This is a genomic window from Kribbella sp. NPDC050241, assembly GCF_044459685.1.
Classification (GTDB): Bacteria; Actinomycetota; Actinomycetes; order Propionibacteriales; family Kribbellaceae; genus Kribbella.
The window spans coordinates 98,025-114,720 of sequence record NZ_JBITJE010000006.1 but is presented as its reverse complement, the minus strand read 5'-3'; the positions used below and the strand labels follow the sequence as shown (position 1 = coordinate 114,720).

At 69.3% G+C, this 16,696-nt stretch carries 16 protein-coding genes; 5 read left to right on the top strand and 11 right to left on the bottom strand.

The genetic code is table 11. The features are described 5' to 3' along the window. Window position 1: 1 nt before the first annotated feature. Both larC and larB read right to left on the bottom strand, forming a co-directional pair. Window positions 2-1,252: a nickel pincer cofactor biosynthesis protein LarC gene (gene larC / locus ACIBG5_RS27305; RefSeq protein ID WP_396394296.1), complete on the bottom strand. Its 1,251-nt coding sequence runs from the start codon at window positions 1,250-1,252 to the stop codon at window positions 2-4. Then, a complete protein-coding gene (gene larB / locus ACIBG5_RS27300; RefSeq protein ID WP_396394295.1) occupies window positions 1,249-1,968 on the bottom strand; it encodes a nickel pincer cofactor biosynthesis protein LarB in 720 nt (239 codons plus the stop codon). Before larB ends, larC begins: the two co-directional genes overlap by 4 nt. Before the next feature lie 124 nt (window positions 1,969-2,092). On the opposite strand from larB, the gene ACIBG5_RS27295 reads away from it, so the two are divergent. Beyond that, complete coding sequence (locus tag ACIBG5_RS27295) at window positions 2,093-2,587, top strand: DUF4446 family protein (RefSeq protein ID WP_396394293.1); 495 nt, start codon at window positions 2,093-2,095, stop codon at window positions 2,585-2,587. Window positions 2,588-2,958: 371 nt separating this feature from the next. Here the strand turns inward: ACIBG5_RS27295 and ACIBG5_RS27290 are convergent, their stop codons facing one another. Further along, the gene (locus ACIBG5_RS27290) at window positions 2,959-4,551 is read right to left on the bottom strand and encodes a diacylglycerol kinase family protein (RefSeq protein WP_396394291.1); all 1,593 of its coding nucleotides are present in this window, start codon (window positions 4,549-4,551) and stop codon (window positions 2,959-2,961) included. A gap of 94 nt (window positions 4,552-4,645) precedes the next feature. Here ACIBG5_RS27290 and serS point away from each other — a divergent pair, with 94 nt between their 5' ends. Further along, entirely contained in the window at window positions 4,646-5,920 is a 1,275-nt protein-coding gene (gene serS, locus ACIBG5_RS27285) for a serine--tRNA ligase (protein ID WP_396394290.1), read from the top strand. Then, a complete protein-coding gene (locus ACIBG5_RS27280) occupies window positions 5,917-6,726 on the top strand; it encodes an HAD family hydrolase (protein WP_396394289.1) in 810 nt (269 codons plus the stop codon). The genes serS and ACIBG5_RS27280 overlap by 4 nt, the downstream gene beginning before the upstream one ends. 138 nt (window positions 6,727-6,864) lie before the next feature. Here ACIBG5_RS27280 and ACIBG5_RS27275 read toward each other — a convergent pair whose 3' ends face one another. After that, window positions 6,865-7,506, bottom strand: coding sequence for a WhiB family transcriptional regulator (locus tag ACIBG5_RS27275; protein WP_396394288.1), 642 nt, complete (start codon window positions 7,504-7,506; stop codon window positions 6,865-6,867). Window positions 7,507-7,984: 478 nt separating this feature from the next. Here ACIBG5_RS27275 and ACIBG5_RS27270 point away from each other — a divergent pair, with 478 nt between their 5' ends. After that, window positions 7,985-8,797 (top strand): HAD family hydrolase, encoded by an 813-nt coding sequence (locus tag ACIBG5_RS27270; RefSeq protein WP_396394287.1) that lies wholly within the window; start codon window positions 7,985-7,987, stop codon window positions 8,795-8,797. Window positions 8,798-8,823: 26 nt separating this feature from the next. On the opposite strand, the gene ACIBG5_RS27265 is transcribed toward ACIBG5_RS27270, so the two are convergent. The 6 genes from ACIBG5_RS27265 to ACIBG5_RS27240 all read right to left on the bottom strand — a co-directional run bounded on the left by ACIBG5_RS27265 (window position 8,824) and on the right by ACIBG5_RS27240 (window position 14,857). Further along, complete coding sequence (locus ACIBG5_RS27265; protein WP_396394286.1) at window positions 8,824-9,423, bottom strand: bacterial proteasome activator family protein; 600 nt, start codon at window positions 9,421-9,423, stop codon at window positions 8,824-8,826. 82 nt (window positions 9,424-9,505) lie between these two features. After that, the gene (locus ACIBG5_RS27260; protein WP_396394284.1) at window positions 9,506-10,036 is read right to left on the bottom strand and encodes a CGNR zinc finger domain-containing protein; all 531 of its coding nucleotides are present in this window, start codon (window positions 10,034-10,036) and stop codon (window positions 9,506-9,508) included. Between the two features lie 181 nt (window positions 10,037-10,217). Further along, on the bottom strand, window positions 10,218-12,857 hold the full coding sequence (locus ACIBG5_RS27255; RefSeq protein WP_396394283.1) for an FtsX-like permease family protein: 2,640 nt from the start codon (window positions 12,855-12,857) through the stop codon (window positions 10,218-10,220). Further along, the gene (locus ACIBG5_RS27250) at window positions 12,857-13,579 is read right to left on the bottom strand and encodes an ABC transporter ATP-binding protein (RefSeq protein ID WP_360437491.1); all 723 of its coding nucleotides are present in this window, start codon (window positions 13,577-13,579) and stop codon (window positions 12,857-12,859) included. Before ACIBG5_RS27250 ends, ACIBG5_RS27255 begins: the two co-directional genes overlap by 1 nt. Then, window positions 13,576-14,169 carry a PadR family transcriptional regulator gene (locus ACIBG5_RS27245; RefSeq protein ID WP_396394282.1) on the bottom strand — a complete coding sequence of 198 codons (594 nt, stop codon included), beginning with the start codon at window positions 14,167-14,169 and terminating at the stop codon, window positions 13,576-13,578. Before ACIBG5_RS27245 ends, ACIBG5_RS27250 begins: the two co-directional genes overlap by 4 nt. 115 nt (window positions 14,170-14,284) lie before the next feature. Continuing rightward, window positions 14,285-14,857 carry a TetR/AcrR family transcriptional regulator gene (locus ACIBG5_RS27240; RefSeq protein WP_396394281.1) on the bottom strand — a complete coding sequence of 191 codons (573 nt, stop codon included), beginning with the start codon at window positions 14,855-14,857 and terminating at the stop codon, window positions 14,285-14,287. 73 nt (window positions 14,858-14,930) lie between these two features. Between ACIBG5_RS27240 and ACIBG5_RS27235 the strand changes: the two genes are divergently transcribed. Then, window positions 14,931-15,347, top strand: a complete 417-nt coding sequence (locus ACIBG5_RS27235; RefSeq protein WP_396394280.1) for a VOC family protein — start codon at window positions 14,931-14,933, stop codon at window positions 15,345-15,347. 167 nt (window positions 15,348-15,514) lie between these two features. Here the strand turns inward: ACIBG5_RS27235 and ACIBG5_RS27230 are convergent, their stop codons facing one another. Then, the gene (locus ACIBG5_RS27230; RefSeq protein ID WP_396394279.1) at window positions 15,515-16,492 is read right to left on the bottom strand and encodes an NAD(P)H-quinone oxidoreductase; all 978 of its coding nucleotides are present in this window, start codon (window positions 16,490-16,492) and stop codon (window positions 15,515-15,517) included. Between the last annotated feature and the right edge of the window lie 204 nt (window positions 16,493-16,696).

The following is a 16,696-nucleotide window of genomic DNA, read 5'->3' as shown; positions in this document are numbered from 1 at the left end:
CTCAGCTCCAGAGGTCGTGGCCGGCCGCGATCGCCTTGGCCAGCACGGTTTTGACGGGTTTCTTGAGATTCGACGCGGCGGCGGCCACATCGTCGTACTCCGGCTGGACGTTGACCACCTGACCGCCGTACCGGGCGATCTTGACGCGGATGCGCTGGCCTTCGACGTCGACGCTGGCGAACTCGCGGTCCGCGGCATGCTTGCGGATCGCGAACTCACGCAGCCCGATCGCCGAGGTCTCGGCCAGGATCACGGAGCGGACCACTTCGGCGTTCGCGCTGCCGACCAGGACCGACAGGGTGTGCGCGGGCCGTCCCTTCTTCATCAGGATCGGGGTCAGCCACGCGTCGGCCGCGCCGGCCTCCATCAACCGGGCGAGCACCTGCGGCCAGATCCGCGGGTCCAGGTCGTCGACGTTCGTCTCGTAGACGAGTTCGGTGCTTTGGCCGTCGATCGCCTCACCCACCACCACGCGCACGAGGTTCGGCACTTCGACCGGGTCACGGCCGCCCGCGCCCACACCGGTCTGCTCGATCCGCATCGCCGGCAGCAGCCCGAAATCGTCCGCGAGGGAGGCCAGCAGCGCCGCTCCGGTCGGCGTCGTCATCTCGTACGGCGCTGTGCCGCCGATCACCGGTGCGTCGGCCTCGGACAACAGGTGCAGCACCGCCGGACCCGGAATCGGGATGCCGCCGTGTTGCCCGCGCGCCTGCCGCCCACCTCCGAGCGCGATCGTCGACACCACGACGCGGTCGATCTCGAGGGCCACCGAGGCCGCCGCGACGCCGACGATATCCGCGATCGCGTCCAACGCACCGACCTCGTGGAAATGCACCTCATCCGGAGACACCCCGTGCGCGGCCGCCTCGGCCCGGGCCAGCCGGGCAAACGTGTCCAACGCCCGATCCCGAACTGCCCCATCCAGCGCGGCCTCCTGAAGCATCCGGCGCACCTCCGCCCAAGGCCGAGTGTGCTGATGGCCATCACCAGCCGGCTCCTCGTGGCCGTGGCCGTGACCATGTCCGTGGCCGGCCGGGCTGTTCTCCGGGTGGGGAGTGCCGTCTACGCGGACGGTGGCTTTGGCGGCGGCTATCTGGTGGCGCGCGGTGCGTTCGAGCGTCACCGAGAGGGACGGGTCCACCGCGGCGACCGCGGTGTTGACCACACCGAGGTCGGCACCGGCGTCCAGGAACGCGCCGAGGAGCATGTCGCCAGAGGCGCCGGCCGAGCAGTCGATCCAGGCAATCCTCATGACTGCTCCTTCGCTTCCCGCGGAGCCGCACGCCGCGCCACCCGGGCCGCGAACACACCGGCCCCGAAACCGTTGTCGATGTTCACCACGGACACACCAGGCGCACACGAGTTCAGCATCGCCAGCAACGCCGCCACCCCACCGAAGGAGGCGCCGTACCCGACCGACGTCGGTACGGCGACCAGCGGTACGCCGACGAGTCCGCCGACGACACTGGCCAGCGCGCCCTCCATGCCGGCCACCACTACCAGGCAGTCGGCCGCGTCGAGCCGTTCCCGAACACCCATCACGCGGTGCAGCCCCGCTACACCGACATCGGTGATGAGATCCACCTCGGCCCCGAACACCCGAGCCGTCGTCGCCGCCTCGGCCGCTACCGGCGCATCCGACGTACCTGCCGACACCACCGCCACGGTGCCGCGCAGGACGGGCGGCGTACCGAGGACCGCCGTACGGCCGACCGGGTCGACCACTGCGGACGGATGCGCCGCGGCGACCGCTTCCTGGGCCTCCTCGCTCAGCCGGGTCGCGAGTACGGCGTGATCCGGGTGGGTCTCGTGCAGCGTACGCAGCAGTTCCACTATCTGGGCAGGCGTCTTGCCGGCTCCGTAGACCACCTCGGCGTCGCCGGTGCGCTCCAGCCGGTCGGTGTCGAGCCGTGCGTATCCGAGGTCGTGGACGCCCGGTTGTGGACCTTGATCAGGCAAATGTGTCACGCCGTGAATCTACGTGGCGCCCGGCCGTGGTACCTCGTCCGGTCCACCGATGAACCAACGCCACGCACTCTCCGCAATCGCCTGAGTACTCAGACATACCACGCGATGCCTTAGGCTCTCGTGCGTGTCTTCGACGTTAGCCGGTGCTCTCGGAATCGCCGCCCTGTTCGTGGCAGTGCTCGCCCTGGTGTTCGCCATCCAGGCCCTCCGAACGCAGTCCGGTACGTCCAGATCGTCCAGACTGCCCGCCACACCGACCCCGGAGGCCGAACCTCAGCCGCACCAGCCGGAGGCCAAGCAGGGCACGGTCCGGTCCGAGCTCAAGAAGCTGGGCAAGGAGCTTGAGGTGACCCGCGGGGAGCTGCGGGGGACGCTGCAGCACCTCGCCGTGGTCCGGTACGACGCGTTCGGCGACACCGGCGGCAAGCTGTCCTGGTCGATGGCGTTGCTCGATGACCAGGGCGACGGCGTCGTACTGACGTCGATCAACAGCCGGGCGGACGCGCGGACGTATGCCAAGGAGATCAAGGCGTTCGCGAGCGAGGCGAAGCTGTCGCCGGAAGAGGAAGAGGCGATCGACACCCTCCGCAAGGAATCCGGCCCCACCGTCGACGACTAGCTCCCCCGCCCGCCCACCGCACCGCCCCCGCCCACCCCACCGCACTCTGCGCCCCCGCACCCGCGCACGCCACCGCACCCTCCGACCCCCGCCCTCTCTGGTGGGCTGACCCACCACCCTGTGGGTTGGCCAGCTGTACGCCGGTGGCCAACCCACACTCTCGTGGGTCAACCCACCGCGCCCGCCCACCCCACCGCACTCTGCGCCCCCGCCCCCGCACCCGCGCACGCCACCGCACCCTCCGACCGCCGCCCCCTTCTGGTGGGCTGACCCACCACCCTGTGGGTTGGCCAGCTGTACGCCGGTGGCCAACCCACACTCTCGTGGGTCAACCCACCGCGCGGGGCGAGGTGAGGTGGCGCGGGGGCGCGTCAGCGGCGTTTCGGGACGCGGGCGAGCAGGGCGCCGGGCTCGATCTCGGCGGTCAGGGACCGGCCGGGGCCGATCGGATCGCCGTCCAGTTGCCGCTGTACGTCGACCGCCGCGGTGATCTCCACCTTCCGCCCGGTGAACCGCTCCAGGTACATGTCGGTCCGGTTCGTCCGCGTCATCAGCCGCCAGAGCACGATCGGCCACTGTGTCACCCGTCGTGGCGCGATCACCACCACGTCGAGCAGGCCGTCGTCCGGCCGGGCGTCCGGGAGCAGCGGGATGTTCGCCTGCAGCATGCCGACGTTCCCGATCACGACCGTGCGCACCCGCCGCTCGATCGGTTCCTCGTCGTCGAGCGTGAGCTGCACCCGCACCGACGGGTGGTTGATGTTCTTCGCCGCCGACACCAGGTACGCCGTCCAGCCGATCTGCGCCTTCAGATGCGGCGGCGCGCCGGAGATGATCGCCGCGTCCAGCCCCAGCCCGGCCATCACCGCGAACCGGTCGGTGTCGAGTTCGTCACCGTGCACCTTGACCAGGTCGATCCGCCGCTCGCGGCCCTCCAGGATCCGCTCCAGCGCGTCGTCCAGGTCGAGCGGGATGTGCAGGTTCCGGGCCAGCAGGTTGCCGGTGCCGGCCGGGATCACCCCGACCGGGATGCCGGTGTACGCCAGCGCCGCGCAGACCACGCGGACCGTCCCGTCGCCGCCGGCCACCAGGACCAGGTCGGACTCGTTCTCGATCGCTCGCTTGGCCATCGCGTTGCCGGCGTCGTCCACCCGCGTCTCCAGCCACAGCGGGTCGTCGAACCCGCGGACCGCCAGCGCCCGGGTCACCTTTCGGCGGAACGCCACCCCATCGCCGACCTTGATGGGGTTCACGATCACGGCGGCCCGCGGCGGGGTCGTCGTACCGTCGCCGTCCGACGGGGTACGACGCCTGCGTCGCCGGAGTCCCGGCCGCAGCCCGAAGCCGATCGAGGTGGCGGTCAGGATCGCCAGGCCGAGTGCCCATCCGCCCAGGACGTCCGACACGAACTGCACGTTCAGCGCGATCCGATCCGCGGACGCGATCCACACCACCGCGATGACCGGCACCAGCACCAGCAAGCGGAACCGTCGCCGCCACCCGCGCACCGAGGGCAGGACGACGCCGAGCGCGCCGGCCATCACGAACGCGGCGGTCGCGTGACCGGACGGGTACGAGAAGCCCGCGGCGTCGGCCAGCATCGGCACCGGCCGAGGCCGCTCGACCAGCGCCCTGAAGACCTGGACCAGCACCAGTTCGGCGACGGCGGAGGTCAGCAGCCAGACCGTGAGCAGGCGAGCCCGGCGGTGCCAGAGGTACGCCGCCACGACCACGAGCACTGCCCGCGAGGTCCACGGCAGAACCACCGCACCGACCACCTGCCAGACGTCCACCATGCTCTCGTGGGCGGCGCCATACGCGGCGGCCCGGGCGGCGGTGGATTCGTCCCAGCGCTGCAGTGGCGGCCAGCCACCGGCCACCAGCAGGGTGATCACGGTGAACGGGAGCGCACCCAGGACGACCGTCAGCGCACGGCCGACGGTAGTGGGTGGATGGTGGCTCATGACCCGCTCAAATCCCCCTCGATGATCACGTGTTGCCACCACATCATCCCGAATACACTTCGCCGGTTCTGACACGCCCCGATACCCTCGTCGTGTGATTGACGCGAAACTGCTCCGTGAGAACCCCGATGTCGTGCGCGCGGCCCTGACCAAGCGCGGTGAGAGTGCTGACCTGGTCGACCAGATTCTGGTCGCCGACAGTGAGCGTCGATCGTCCATTTCCGCCTTCGAGGCGCTCCGGGCCGAGCAGAAGGGCCTCGGCAAGCAGGTTGCCCAGGCCAAGGGCGACGAGCGGGCCGCGCTGCTGGAGCGCACCAAGACGCTGGCCGCCGAGGTGAAGGCGAACGAGGCCGCCGCGAACGAGGCCGGGAACCGCTTCGACGAGCTCGCCCGCGCCCTGCCGAACCTGGTCTCCGACGAGGCCCCGGTCGGCGGGGAGGACGACTTCGTCCTGGTCGAGGAGGTCGGCAAGCCGCGCGACTTCGCCGCCGAGGGCTTCGAGCCCCGCGACCATCTCGAGCTGGGCGAGTTGCTCGGCGCGATCGACATGGAACGCGGCGCGAAGATCTCCGGCTCGCGGTTCTACTTCCTCAAGGGCGCCGGCATGCTGCTCCAGCTCGGCATGCTGCAGCTGGCCATCCAGCAGGCGGTCGAGTACGGGTTCACCCCGATGATCACGCCGACGCTGGTCAAGCCCGAGGTGATGGGCGGCACCGGCTACCTGTCGGCGCACGACGACGTCTACCGGCTCGACGAGCCGGAGCTGTACCTGACCGGTACGTCGGAGGTCGCGCTGGCCGGGTACCACATGGACGAGATCATCGACCTGTCGAACGGTCCGGTCCGGTACGCCGGCTGGTCGTCGTGCTACCGCAAGGAAGCCGGGTCGCACGGGAAGGACACCCGCGGGATCATCCGTGTCCACCAGTTCGACAAGGTCGAGATGTTCTCCTACTGCAGCCTGGACGAGGCCGCCGACGAGCACCAGCGGCTGCTCGGCTGGGAGAAGGAGATGCTCGACAAGATGGAACTGTGCTACCGGGTGATCGACACCGCGACCGGTGACCTCGGCATCTCGGCGTACCGGAAGTTCGACTGCGAGGCGTGGGTGCCGACGCAGGGCCGGTACCGGGAGCTGACCTCGACGTCGAACTGCACCGACTTCCAGGCGCGCCGGTTGAACATCCGGCACCGCGACGCCGACGGCAAGACGCAGCCGGTCGCGACGCTGAACGGGACGCTGGCCACCACCCGCTGGATCGTCGCCATCCTGGAGACGCACCAGCTGGCCGACGGCTCGGTCCGGGTGCCGACCGCCCTGCGCCCGTTCCTGGGTGGCCGTGAGGTCCTCGAACCGGTGGGCAGATGACAAACGGCCCGCGGCCCGTGGCCGCCGCGCCGACAGTAGTTGCTCTGGACATCGATGGGACGTTGATCGACCACGACGAACAGCTGTCCGAGGCGGTTGTCGATGCGGTCCGGCGGACGGCCGCCCAGGTTCCGGTGATCCTGGCGACCGGCCGGGCCTGGTCGACCACCCGTCCGGTGGCCGAGCGGTTCGGTCTGCCCACCGGCGGATTCGTTGTCTGTAGCAACGGTGCGCGCACACTCGAGTACCCGGACGGCCGCGTGGTGGACGAGCGGACTTTCGACCCGACGACGGTGATCGCGTCGGTGCGCAAGTACGCGCCGAACGCCCGGATGGCCGTCGAGGAGCACGACGGCAGCTACCTGGTCACCGCGCCGTTCCCGGACGGCGACCTCGGGATCGGCGCGCAGATCCGCGTGGTCGGCGCCGACGAGCTGGCGCCGGAGCCCGTGACCCGGTTGATCATCCGCGACCCGGAGCAGTCCGAGGCGGACTTCGTCCAGCTCGCCGAACGGCTCGGTCTGCACGGCGTCAGCTACTTCGTCGGCTGGACCGCGTGGCTCGACATCGCGCCGGAAGGCGTGGACAAGTCGACCGGGCTGAAGGTGGCGCTGGCGCAGCTCGGGCTGGAGCCGGACGGCCTGCTTGCGATCGGGGACGGACGCAACGACATCGAGATGCTGACGTACGCCGGCCGCGGGATCGCGATGGGGTCATCGCCGGACGAGGTGAAGGTGGCCGCCGACGAGGTGACCAAGTCGGTGCAGGACGACGGCGTCGCCGCGATCCTCAACCGCTGGTTCTGACCCTTTCGACCAGCATCGAAAGGCTTGGCAGGCGCAACTTGCTCTCAGCAACCGAAAGGCCCGGAAACCCTCTGTACACAGGGTTTCCGGGCCTTCGCGTTCAGTGTCCGATCGTCCGCTGGCGGGCCGAAGACCGGATCAGGCGACGCGGCTACCGCCGGTCCGGCGCGGCTGGAGCTGCTGGTCGACCACCGTGTCGAAGGCGTCGAGCACGGCGCTGACCTGCGGGCGCGGGCGCGGCGTCTTGGCGGCCGGGCTCTGGCCGCGGCGGGCGCGGCGCAGGTGGCGCTTGACAGTCGACAGCGAACATCCCAGCCGCATGGCCAGCGACTCCAGGCTGTCGTTGGGGTACTGCGTGCGCAGCCGCAGCACCTCTTCGTGGCTGACCGGCCGGCGGGTGCCGCGGGCCCCGGCGAGCTGGTCGAAGTCGTCGGCCTGCACCTCGACGTCGAGCAGGTTCCGGATCGAACGGCGTTGTGCAGCAGTGGTTCCGGCGACGAAACCGCTCACGTCGTGTTCGGCAACTGCGCTGTACAAGCAGTCGGTGAACAGCGGGCACGAGGCACAGAGGGTCTTGGCCTCGCGGACGAGCTGTTCGTACCGCTCGCGGGTGCGGCGGGTGGCGGATGCGGGCGGCGGCTCTTCCATCAAGCGGTGCTGGAAGATGTCCGACCGGGCGATGCATCCGGTCGTTGCCCCTTCCGTGGTGGAAGATATGTCCACAGCCGCTCGGGCGCTAGTGCCCCCCGGCCCGGCTAGATTGGCGCTGTTGACGGTCATCGTGGCTCCCCAAGTCATCAGGACCCGAATGAACGAGCGATGAATGCCGCCCGATCACGTGGATCCACTAACTGATGGACCGACGAACTGTTTGCCGATCCACCGTGTCGTCCCGTAAAGGACGTACCGATCCATAACTGTTGACGCCGCCGCTGTGGTTTTGGTTGCAGCCAATTCCGCAACGGTTTCCCGGCGTTTGTGTGCTTCAGGGTCGGTGGGCGGCATCAGTCGCGCTGATCCAGAACAGACGTACGACGCGGCCGAATCGCCCCCGGTTCCCCGCCAGACACCGCATGAAATCACGCGTCCTCGGGGCTGCGCAGGGGAACTTGCTGCCTTTGCAGCATCCTGCCGTAACGGTCTGGTGACGTTGTCAAAAGCTCAATCAGATTGGTCAGAAACCTCTGAAACCGACGTCCATTCGCTTGCGCAGAACGCGGTCGGAGGAGTAATGAGGCCACCGGATACGGTGGGTCGGGTGACGGCATCCCAGCATCTCCGCCTGCCCCGGCTGATCGCCACCGACCTCGACGGAACGTTGGCGCGCAGTGACGGAACGATCTCCGACCGGACCCGGTCGGCGGTGCTCGCGGCACAGCAGGCCGGAAGTGTTTTCGTGATGGTCACCGCCCGGCCACCTCGCTGGCTGCACGACCTGTCCGACCTGGTCGGCGATCACGGAGTCGCAATAGTTGCCAACGGCGCCATTCTGTACGACGTCGTGCGGCGCACGGCGATCCGGACCCGGTTGATCGATCCGGGCGTCGCACTCGAGGTGGCGCAGGCGATCCGGGCCGAGATTCCCGAAGTGGAGTTCGCGATTGAGCGATCGGACCGTTACGGACAGGAGCCGAACTACGTCAATCGCTGGCCGGTGCCCGACGATGCGCTCGTGGCGGCCGTCGAGGTGTTGCTGTCCGAGCCGGCCGCGAAGCTGCTCGTCCGTCATCCGAGCTGGCACTCCGACGAACTGCTCGCGCGGGTCGCGCCGGTGGTCGGCACTCGCGTCACCGCCAGCCACAGCGGCGGCACCAACCTGGTGGAGATCTCCGCGAGCGGCGTGTCGAAGGCCGCGATGCTGGCCGATTTCGCTGCTGTGCAAGGGATTTCGGCCGCCGAGTCGATCGCTTTCGGTGACTCGCTCAACGATCTGCCGATGCTTGCGTGGGCCGGTACGTCGTACGGGGTGGCCAACGCGCATCCCGACGTACTGGCGGTGGTGGACAAGGTGTGCCCCGCAAACGACGAGGACGGCGTCGCCGCCGTCCTCGAAGAATTGTTCCGGTCTTGAGTTGTTTCACCCTTTGACACAAGGGACTACAGGTACATCCCGCCGCTGCCGGGTCCGTCGGTGCTGCCTGCCTGTGGTGCACCGGGGAAGCCGGGCGCCTCTTCGGCGGGAAGCTGCTGTCCGCCGGGCAGTGCGCGACGCATGCCCTCCAGCTGCTGCCGGGCTGCCATCTGCTGCGCGAACAAGGCGGTCTGGATGCCGTGGAACAGACCCTCGAGCCAGCCGACCAGCTGGGCCTGCGCGATCCGCAGCTCGGCCTCGGTCGGCACGGTGTCGTCGGTGAAGTCGAGGCTGAGCCGCTCCAGCTCCTCGACCAGCTCCGGCGCCAGTCCGCTCTCGAGCTCCTTGATGGAGGCCTCGTGGATCGACTTCAGCCGTTGCCGGGACGCTTCGTCCAGCGGTGCGGACTTCACCTCCTCGAGCAGGTTGCGGATCATGTTCGCGACCCGCATCACCTTGGCCGGCTGCTCGACCAGTTCGGTCACCGACCGCGGTTCGTCGTGGTCGCTGTCGGAGCGCGGCGGCCCCTCGACGGCCATGCCGTCCGGCCCGACGATCAGCACCTTGCCGTCCTCGGTCCGTGCCCCGGCCATCGGAACTTCCTGGCCCTCGCTGCTGTCGGTCATTTCCCCATCCTAGATCGGCCGGTCCGGGGCCGACGCGCGCCTGACGATCCGAGTGCTGGATGCCGAGGACACGCGGCGCTGCCTAGGACGCACGGGCGCGATGCCGGCGGACCGCGTCCCGGTTCGCGCAGGCGGGGCTGCAGTAGCGTTGCCGGCCGGTCCGCGACAGGTCGGCGTACACGTTTTCGCATCCGTCGGTTGCACAGCGTCCCAGGCGACTGATCCCGCGGCCCGCCAGGTGGAGCGCCGTACCCGTGCTGATCAGGGTCGCGACGAGGCGTCCCACCGGCACCTTGTCAGGCCGGTAGTGCACGTGCCAGCCGTCGCCTGCGTGGTTGGTGAGCCGCGGATGCTCGGTGTATTTGGCCAGCATCGCGTTGACCAGACCGACGCGACTCTGCTCGTCCGTCGCGTCCACGACCTCCAGCCACTCGTCCAGGGCGATCCGGACGGCGGCCAGGTCGGCGGCGGTGACGCGGCGCTCGCGAACCAATCGGTTCTCGACACCGCTCTCCTCGCAGCGCTCGGCCAGTTCCTCGGGTGTGGTCGCCGGCCGGGTGACGAGGTTGACCGCCAGCAGGACCGCATCGGCGCCGTAAGGGTTGAGATGCATAATGGCATTACATCACGATGGACGCATGACGACCAGAATCGATGTCCATCGCCACCACTGGAGCGTGGTGTCCTCCCATCAGGTCAGCGACGGCCTGGTGGTCTACCAGCGGTGTGCTTGCGGCCGATGGAGGGTCACAAGCACACCGCCGTCCCCCGTTGCGTGCGCCTAGCGCAGGGCACTAGTCGATCCGGCTGACCATGGGGAGGCGCGAACGCGTCATCAGCCAGGCGAGCAACCCGGCGAACAGCGGTACGACGATCACGATGCCGCCGAGTTCCGCCCAGGGCACCATGAAGTGCGGTGCACCGAACGCAGCGTGTGCCGTGTAGCCGTAGAGCGCGCCGACGCCGACACCCAGCAGGCAGCCGAGCTGTCCGAGCACCCAGGCCTGTGCTGCCGCCAGGTTCCGCCGTCGGCGCGGCTGTGCTCCGATCGCGGCCAGCGTGGCCAGGTCCGCCCGTCCTTCGGCAGCGGACAGCGACACCGAGATCGCTACTCCAAGCAGGGTCACCACAGTCGCGGCTCCGAGGATGCCGAGCAGAAGGAGCCGTGCGGGGCTCTGGTAGCCGCGCTCGACCTGCAGGATCTCGTCGCTGCCCAGGAACCTCGCGACTGCGCCCAGTTCGTCCTTCGTGGGCTCGCGGGTCAGCTCGTAGTGGACCTGGTACACCGAGATCTTGCCCAGCTTGCGGGCCGCGTCCTGGCTGATCAGGGCGCTCTGCTGCAGGTAGCTGACCCTTGGCGGGTTCGCGGCGTACGCCGCGACCAGGGTGCCGACGATCTGCTCCTGCCCGGACTCGCCTTCGCCGCTCACCTCGGTCTTCTGTCCAGGACCGAGCGTGCCGAGCGGGAGGATCACCTTCCCGGCCCGCAGTTCTGCGGCGGCCTTGGCGCCGTACTCGCCGAAGCGGGCGATGTACGCCGGGTCGACCGCGAGCAGGCCGTACGACGTGGATCCCTCGGTCTGCCCGCTGGCGGCGAAGAGTTGCGGGATGTAGCCGTACTCGTTGGCCTTTGCCTCGGGCAACGAAACCGTGCCGAGCTCGTACTGGTGTCGTACCGGCAGCAGTGCACCGACGCGCTCTGCCGTGCTGCTGGAGTACTGCACCGAGTCCGTGCCGCCGGTGCCGAAGCGGATCGACGCGTCGCCGTTGTGTGCGTCCGCCGTGTAGGTCTTCGCCTCGGCCGCGATCGCGTTGGATCCTGCGAAGGCGACGGCCGCTGTTCCAGCCACGGCCATCATGATCGCGGCCGTGGCCGGACCAGTGCGGTGGCGGTGCCTGGCGGCGTCCCGGACCGCGAGCCGTGCGCTGAGCGGCAGCACGCGTGCGAGCCGCGAGAACTTCCCGACCAGACTCGGCAGCATCCAAACCAGTGCGGCGATGGTCGCGGTGATCCCCAGCAGCACCAGAGCGATCGGACCGGTCGGTGTGACCGTTGCCCGGTACGGGTCCTCCGGTGTCACGGCTCGCTGCGCTTCCTGCAATGCCGCGGCGATCAGGGCACTGCCGATGAACACGCACGCGATACCGGCCACCAGCAGCACGACCGCAGGCTTCCGGATCCGCGCTTGCTTCGCACTCACGGCGAACCGCCCGGCAAGCGCCGAGACCGGCGACTGCCGGCTAGCACTCCGCGCCGGTACGACGGCCGCCGCCAGACCGGCCACCAGACCGAGCAGTGCGATCAGTCCGACGTTCAGCCACGGGACCTGCCAGGCGGTGAACACCGCTCCGGTCAGCTTCTCCCACAGTGGTTCGCCGGCGAGGACCAGCACGGCCGCGGTGACGAGTCCGCCAACCACACCGACCAGACCGGCGAACAGTCCTTGCATCAGTACGATCCGCCGGACGTCGCGCGGAGTACCGCCGGTCGCCATCACCAGTCCGAGTTCCCGGGTCTGCCGGCGGGCTCCGACGGCGAACGCCGTACCTGCGAGAAGAACGATCTCGAGCACGCCGAAGCCGATGATCAGGGCCATCGCGGCGTAGGGGCCGATGTCCGTGCTGCCCGTGCCGTACGGGTTCGGCGGCGGGTCGACGATGTTTGCTCTCGGCAACAACAGCATGCCGTGGTCGATGAGCTGTGGCACGAGCGCGTCCGGGTCGGCGCCGGCGGGCAGCTTGACCAGGTAGCTCACGGAGATGGTCGGATCAGGCCTGGCCAGGCTGGTGTCGGGGGTGGCGAAGATCGTCTCGGCGCCCTGGAGCGTCATCCTGCGCGCGATCCCGACCACGGTGAAGCTCTGACCGCTCGCGCTCACCACCGTGCCGGTCGGGCCACTGATTCCGAGGCGGTCGGCGAGTGCCGGCGAGATCGCGATCTCGTCCGCGGTCGCGGGCAGCCGGCCCTGATCGACCTTCACGGTGCCCTGGGTCAGCGGGCTCTTGCCGTCACCGGTGACCACGCTGACGGAGGTCTTCGAGTCGCGGCCGTGGATCTCCGCGGTGCCGCTGTCGGTGAACTGGCGGGCCAGCGTGGTCCCAGGCGGCAGCAGTCGCAGCGGATCGAACTTGCCGGGCGTCCTGACCGGTTCCTCCGCGCCGGCGGCCGGCGGCGGCTCGCCCATCTCCAGCAAGGGCGAGCCCGGTAGCTTTGTGAGCTTGGCGTACTGAGTCACGGTGAGTTGCGCATCGGCTTGGCCGAGGGTGATGTTGGCGAGCGTTTCGCCTTCCGGGCTGGACGTCTTGAAGATCACGCCCATCCAGGTCGCCGCGAGCACCGGCAGACCGATCAGCGCCGCGACCAGGAACGTCCGGCCGAGCGACTTCCTGGCAGTACGGCGAGCGATGCGCAGCGGCGGGCGCCAGCCGCCCATCAGTGGCTCTCCTGCAGCAGCGCGTCGGCGTCGGACAGCGGCCCGGACTGGCCTACCAGCACGCCATCGCGCAGGTAAACGACGCGGTCGGCCCAGGCGGCGTGGCGGGCGTCGTGGGTGACCAGGACGCCGGCGATGCCGTGCTGGTCGCAACGGTCACGGAGGAGCTGGAGGACCGCTTCGCCGGTCTCGGAGTCCAGGGCGCCGGTGGGTTCGTCGGCGAGCAGGAGGCGGCGTTCGCCGACGATCGCGCGGGCGATCGCGACGCGCTGGCGCTGGCCACCGGACATGTCGTCGGGAAATCGGTCGGCCAGGTCACCGATGGCCACCTCCGCGAGGGCTGCTTCGGCGTACTTGTGGGCAGTGCGGGAGCGGGTGCCGTCGAGTTCGAGTGGGAGAGCGACGTTCTCGGCGGCGGTGAGGGCGGGGATCAGGTTGAAGTCCTGGAAGACGTAGCCGATCCGGCGGCGGCGCAGGGCGGCGACGGCGTTGCGGCTCAGGGTGGCGAGATCGTTGCCGTCGACAAGGACTTCGCCGGAGGTGGGTTGGTCGAGGCCGCCGGCGCACGTGAGTAGCGACGACTTGCCCGAGCCGGACGGACCCATGACCGCGACGAGCTCTCCGGCCGGCACGGCCAGGTCGACACCGCGCAGTGCGTGGACGGCCTGCTCGCCCTGGCCATGGGTTCTGGTGAGATTCCGGATGTCGAGAATGACGTTCATTTCTTGGCCCCCGTGTGGTGTTCCTGTTGGTCCGGTACGTCGGTGGTGTTCGGCTTCGCGGCCCGCGTCGTACCGGCGGCCCGGTGGCGCAACAGCATCGCCTCGCAGTGGTCGAGCCAGCGGATCTCCGCCTCAGCGCCGAAGATCATCGACTCCAGGACCAGCAGCCAGGAGATCTCACCGCCGCCGCGCTTCAGCCGCGTCAGCTCCTGCAGCGACTGCATGGTCGACATGCGTTGTCGCTGGACGACGGCACTGACGTCCACGCCCGGCACCGAGAGTGCGAGCGCCAGCTTGATGGCCAGTTCGTCGCGTGGCCGCGACTCCCGTGTCACTGGGGTCTCGAACCACTTGGCCAGCTCGGCCTGACCGGCGTCGGTGATCTCGTACATCGACCGGCCGTCCACCTCGGCCTCGCCGGACGCGGCGCGGACGAGCCCGTCGCGCTCCAGCCGGGTGAGGGTCGTGTAGACCTGCCCGATGTTCAGCGGCCACGTCGCACCGGTCGCTGCTTCGAACTCCCCGCGCAACTGGTACCCGTACTTCGGCCCCTCGCGGAGCAAGGCCAGCAAACCGTGCTTGATCGACATGGATACTGAGTATGCATACTCGGTATCCTCCGGTCAACTGGCCTGGCCCCGCCGACCGGCTGGCTCCTCGGAGCGGCGCCCTCAGTCCGCCGGCCGGCTCCTGTGAGTGGCCCACTCAGTCCGCGCGGATCAGGCGGCGGACTAGTCGGGTGGTGACGGCGTCGACGTCGTACGGGCGGCCTGTTCCCGGGGTCAGGTGGTCCAGTGCGAGGCCCTCGATGGCGAAGTGGAGTAGGCGGACCTCCTCGGCGCCGCCGGGCAGTCCGGCGTTGACATGGAACGAGACGTCGGCGTCGAAGCCCTGCCTCAGCGTGCGGGACAGGATCTCGTGCAGTCCTGGCCGACGGGCTGCTTCGAGGCGGAGTTCGAACAGGGCCAATGTGAGTTCGGGTCGGCCGAGGAGGCGCTCGACGATGTACCGGAAGTAGTCGACGACCAGGTCGATCGTCGGCTCGCGCTTCGCCAGCGGTTCGAGTACTGCTTCGTCCGGCGCGAGTCGCTCGAAGATCCGCTCGCCGAGGGCGCCGAGCAACGCATCACGGGTCCGGAAGTAGTTGGACGCCGTACCGGCAGGGAGTCCGGCCGCGGCGTCGACGGCTCGGTGGGTCAGGCCGCGGGCGCCGGCCTCCGCGAGGACGGCGAGGCCCGCGTCGGCGAGCTGAGTACGGCGTTCCGGGTTCCGGGGCATGGTTGACAGGTTAGCAGGTATCCACTACAACTGTCGTACATAACAACAACAACTGTAGTAGTCAGGAGAGCGTATGCAACCCGCGGCATTCGGCGCGACCGTGGTCACCGACCGTCCGGCGGAGGTCGCCGCCTTCTATCAGCAGTACTTCGACCTGCAGATCGCGATCGACCTCGGCTGGTTCATCACCGTGCGCCGGGGTGAGGCGGACTGGGAGCTTGCCATCTGTCAGCGCGGCCACACGACGGTCCCTGCGGCCGTGTCCGCTCTGACCGAGAGCACGAATGTCTTCGGGTTTGTCGTCGATGACGCCGACAAGGTTGCCGCTGCGCTCACGGAGGCAGGCGTTCCGCTCGAGACGCAGCCCGTGACAGAGGTGTTCGGCCAGCGACACTTCTTCGTGCGGGACCCCGAAGGCAGCTGGCTCGACGTCATCCAACTGGTCGCCCCCGACCCCGACTGGCTGGCCGCCAACCTCCCGACCACCTAACCCACCACGGCGACCGACCACCTAACCCACCACGGCGACCGACCACCTAACCCACCACGGCGACCGACCGCCTCTGGTGGGTTAGCCAGGCAGATCGTGGGTTAGCCAGCGGCGTGCCGTGGGCCAACCCACCGTCCGATGGGTCAGCCAGCCAGATGGGGAGGGGGTCAGGTGGTGAGGAGAATCTTGCCGAGTTGGGTGGAGTCTTCGAGGTCCTGGTGGGCTTGGGCCACCTGCGCCAGGGGATAGGTGGTGTGGATGATCGGGCGCACCTTCTTCTCGGCGATCAAGGGCCAGACGTGGCCGACGACGTCCGCGATGATGCGGCCCTTGTCGGCGACCGAGCGGGGACGGAGGCCGGCTGCCATGACTTGCGCGCGGCGGCTCATCAGGCGGCCCAGGTCGAGCTCGCCCTTCGCACCGCCCTGCATGCCGATCACCACGAGGCGGCCGTCGTACGCGAGGGACTTCACGTTGTCGGTCAGGTACTTCGCGCCGATGATGTCGAGGATGACGTCCGCGCCGGCGCCCGCCGTCGCTTCCTTCACCACCGACGCCCACTCGGCTTCCTTGTAGTTGATCGCGACGTCCGCGCCGAGCCGGGTGCAGAACTCCATCTTGTCCACGCTGCCGACCGTGGTCAGTACGCGCGCGCCGTGCGCCACCCCGAGCTGGATCGCCATCGTGCCGATGCCGGACGCGCCGCCATGGACGAGCAGCGTCTCGCCGTCCTTCAGGTGCGCGGTCATGAACACGTTGGACCACACCGTCGCGACCACCTCGGGCAGTGCGGCCGCGCTGATCAGGTCGAGTCCGTCGGGAATCGGCATCACCTGCGGCGCCGGTACGACGACCTTCTCGGCGTACCCGCCACCCGCGAGCAACGCGCAGCACTCGTCGCCGACGGACCAACCTTCGACCTCGGACCCGACCTCGGAGATCGTCCCGGACACCTCGAGCCCGATCGTCCCGGGTGCGCCCGGCGGCGGTGGATAGAACCCCTGCCGCTGCAGGAGGTCGGCCCGGTTCACGCCCGCGGCGACGACGTCGATGACGACCTCGTCGACGGCCGGGGTCGGATCCGGAATCTCGCCAACCGTCAGAACCTCGATCCCACCGGCACCTTCACACACGACAGCTCGCATGCCCCACACCGTACCCGCGCAACCACCCCAACCCCCGCCCCCGTCCGCGCCCAGCCCCAGCCCCCGGTCCCGTCCGCGCCCAGCCCCCGCCCCGTCCGCGGTCAGCTTCGACCACGTCCGCGTTCAGGTGCCGACCGAGTCCGCGTTCAGCTACCGACCACGCCCACGGTCAAGGAGGTGAGCACGTACTCGGTCAGCTGTCAG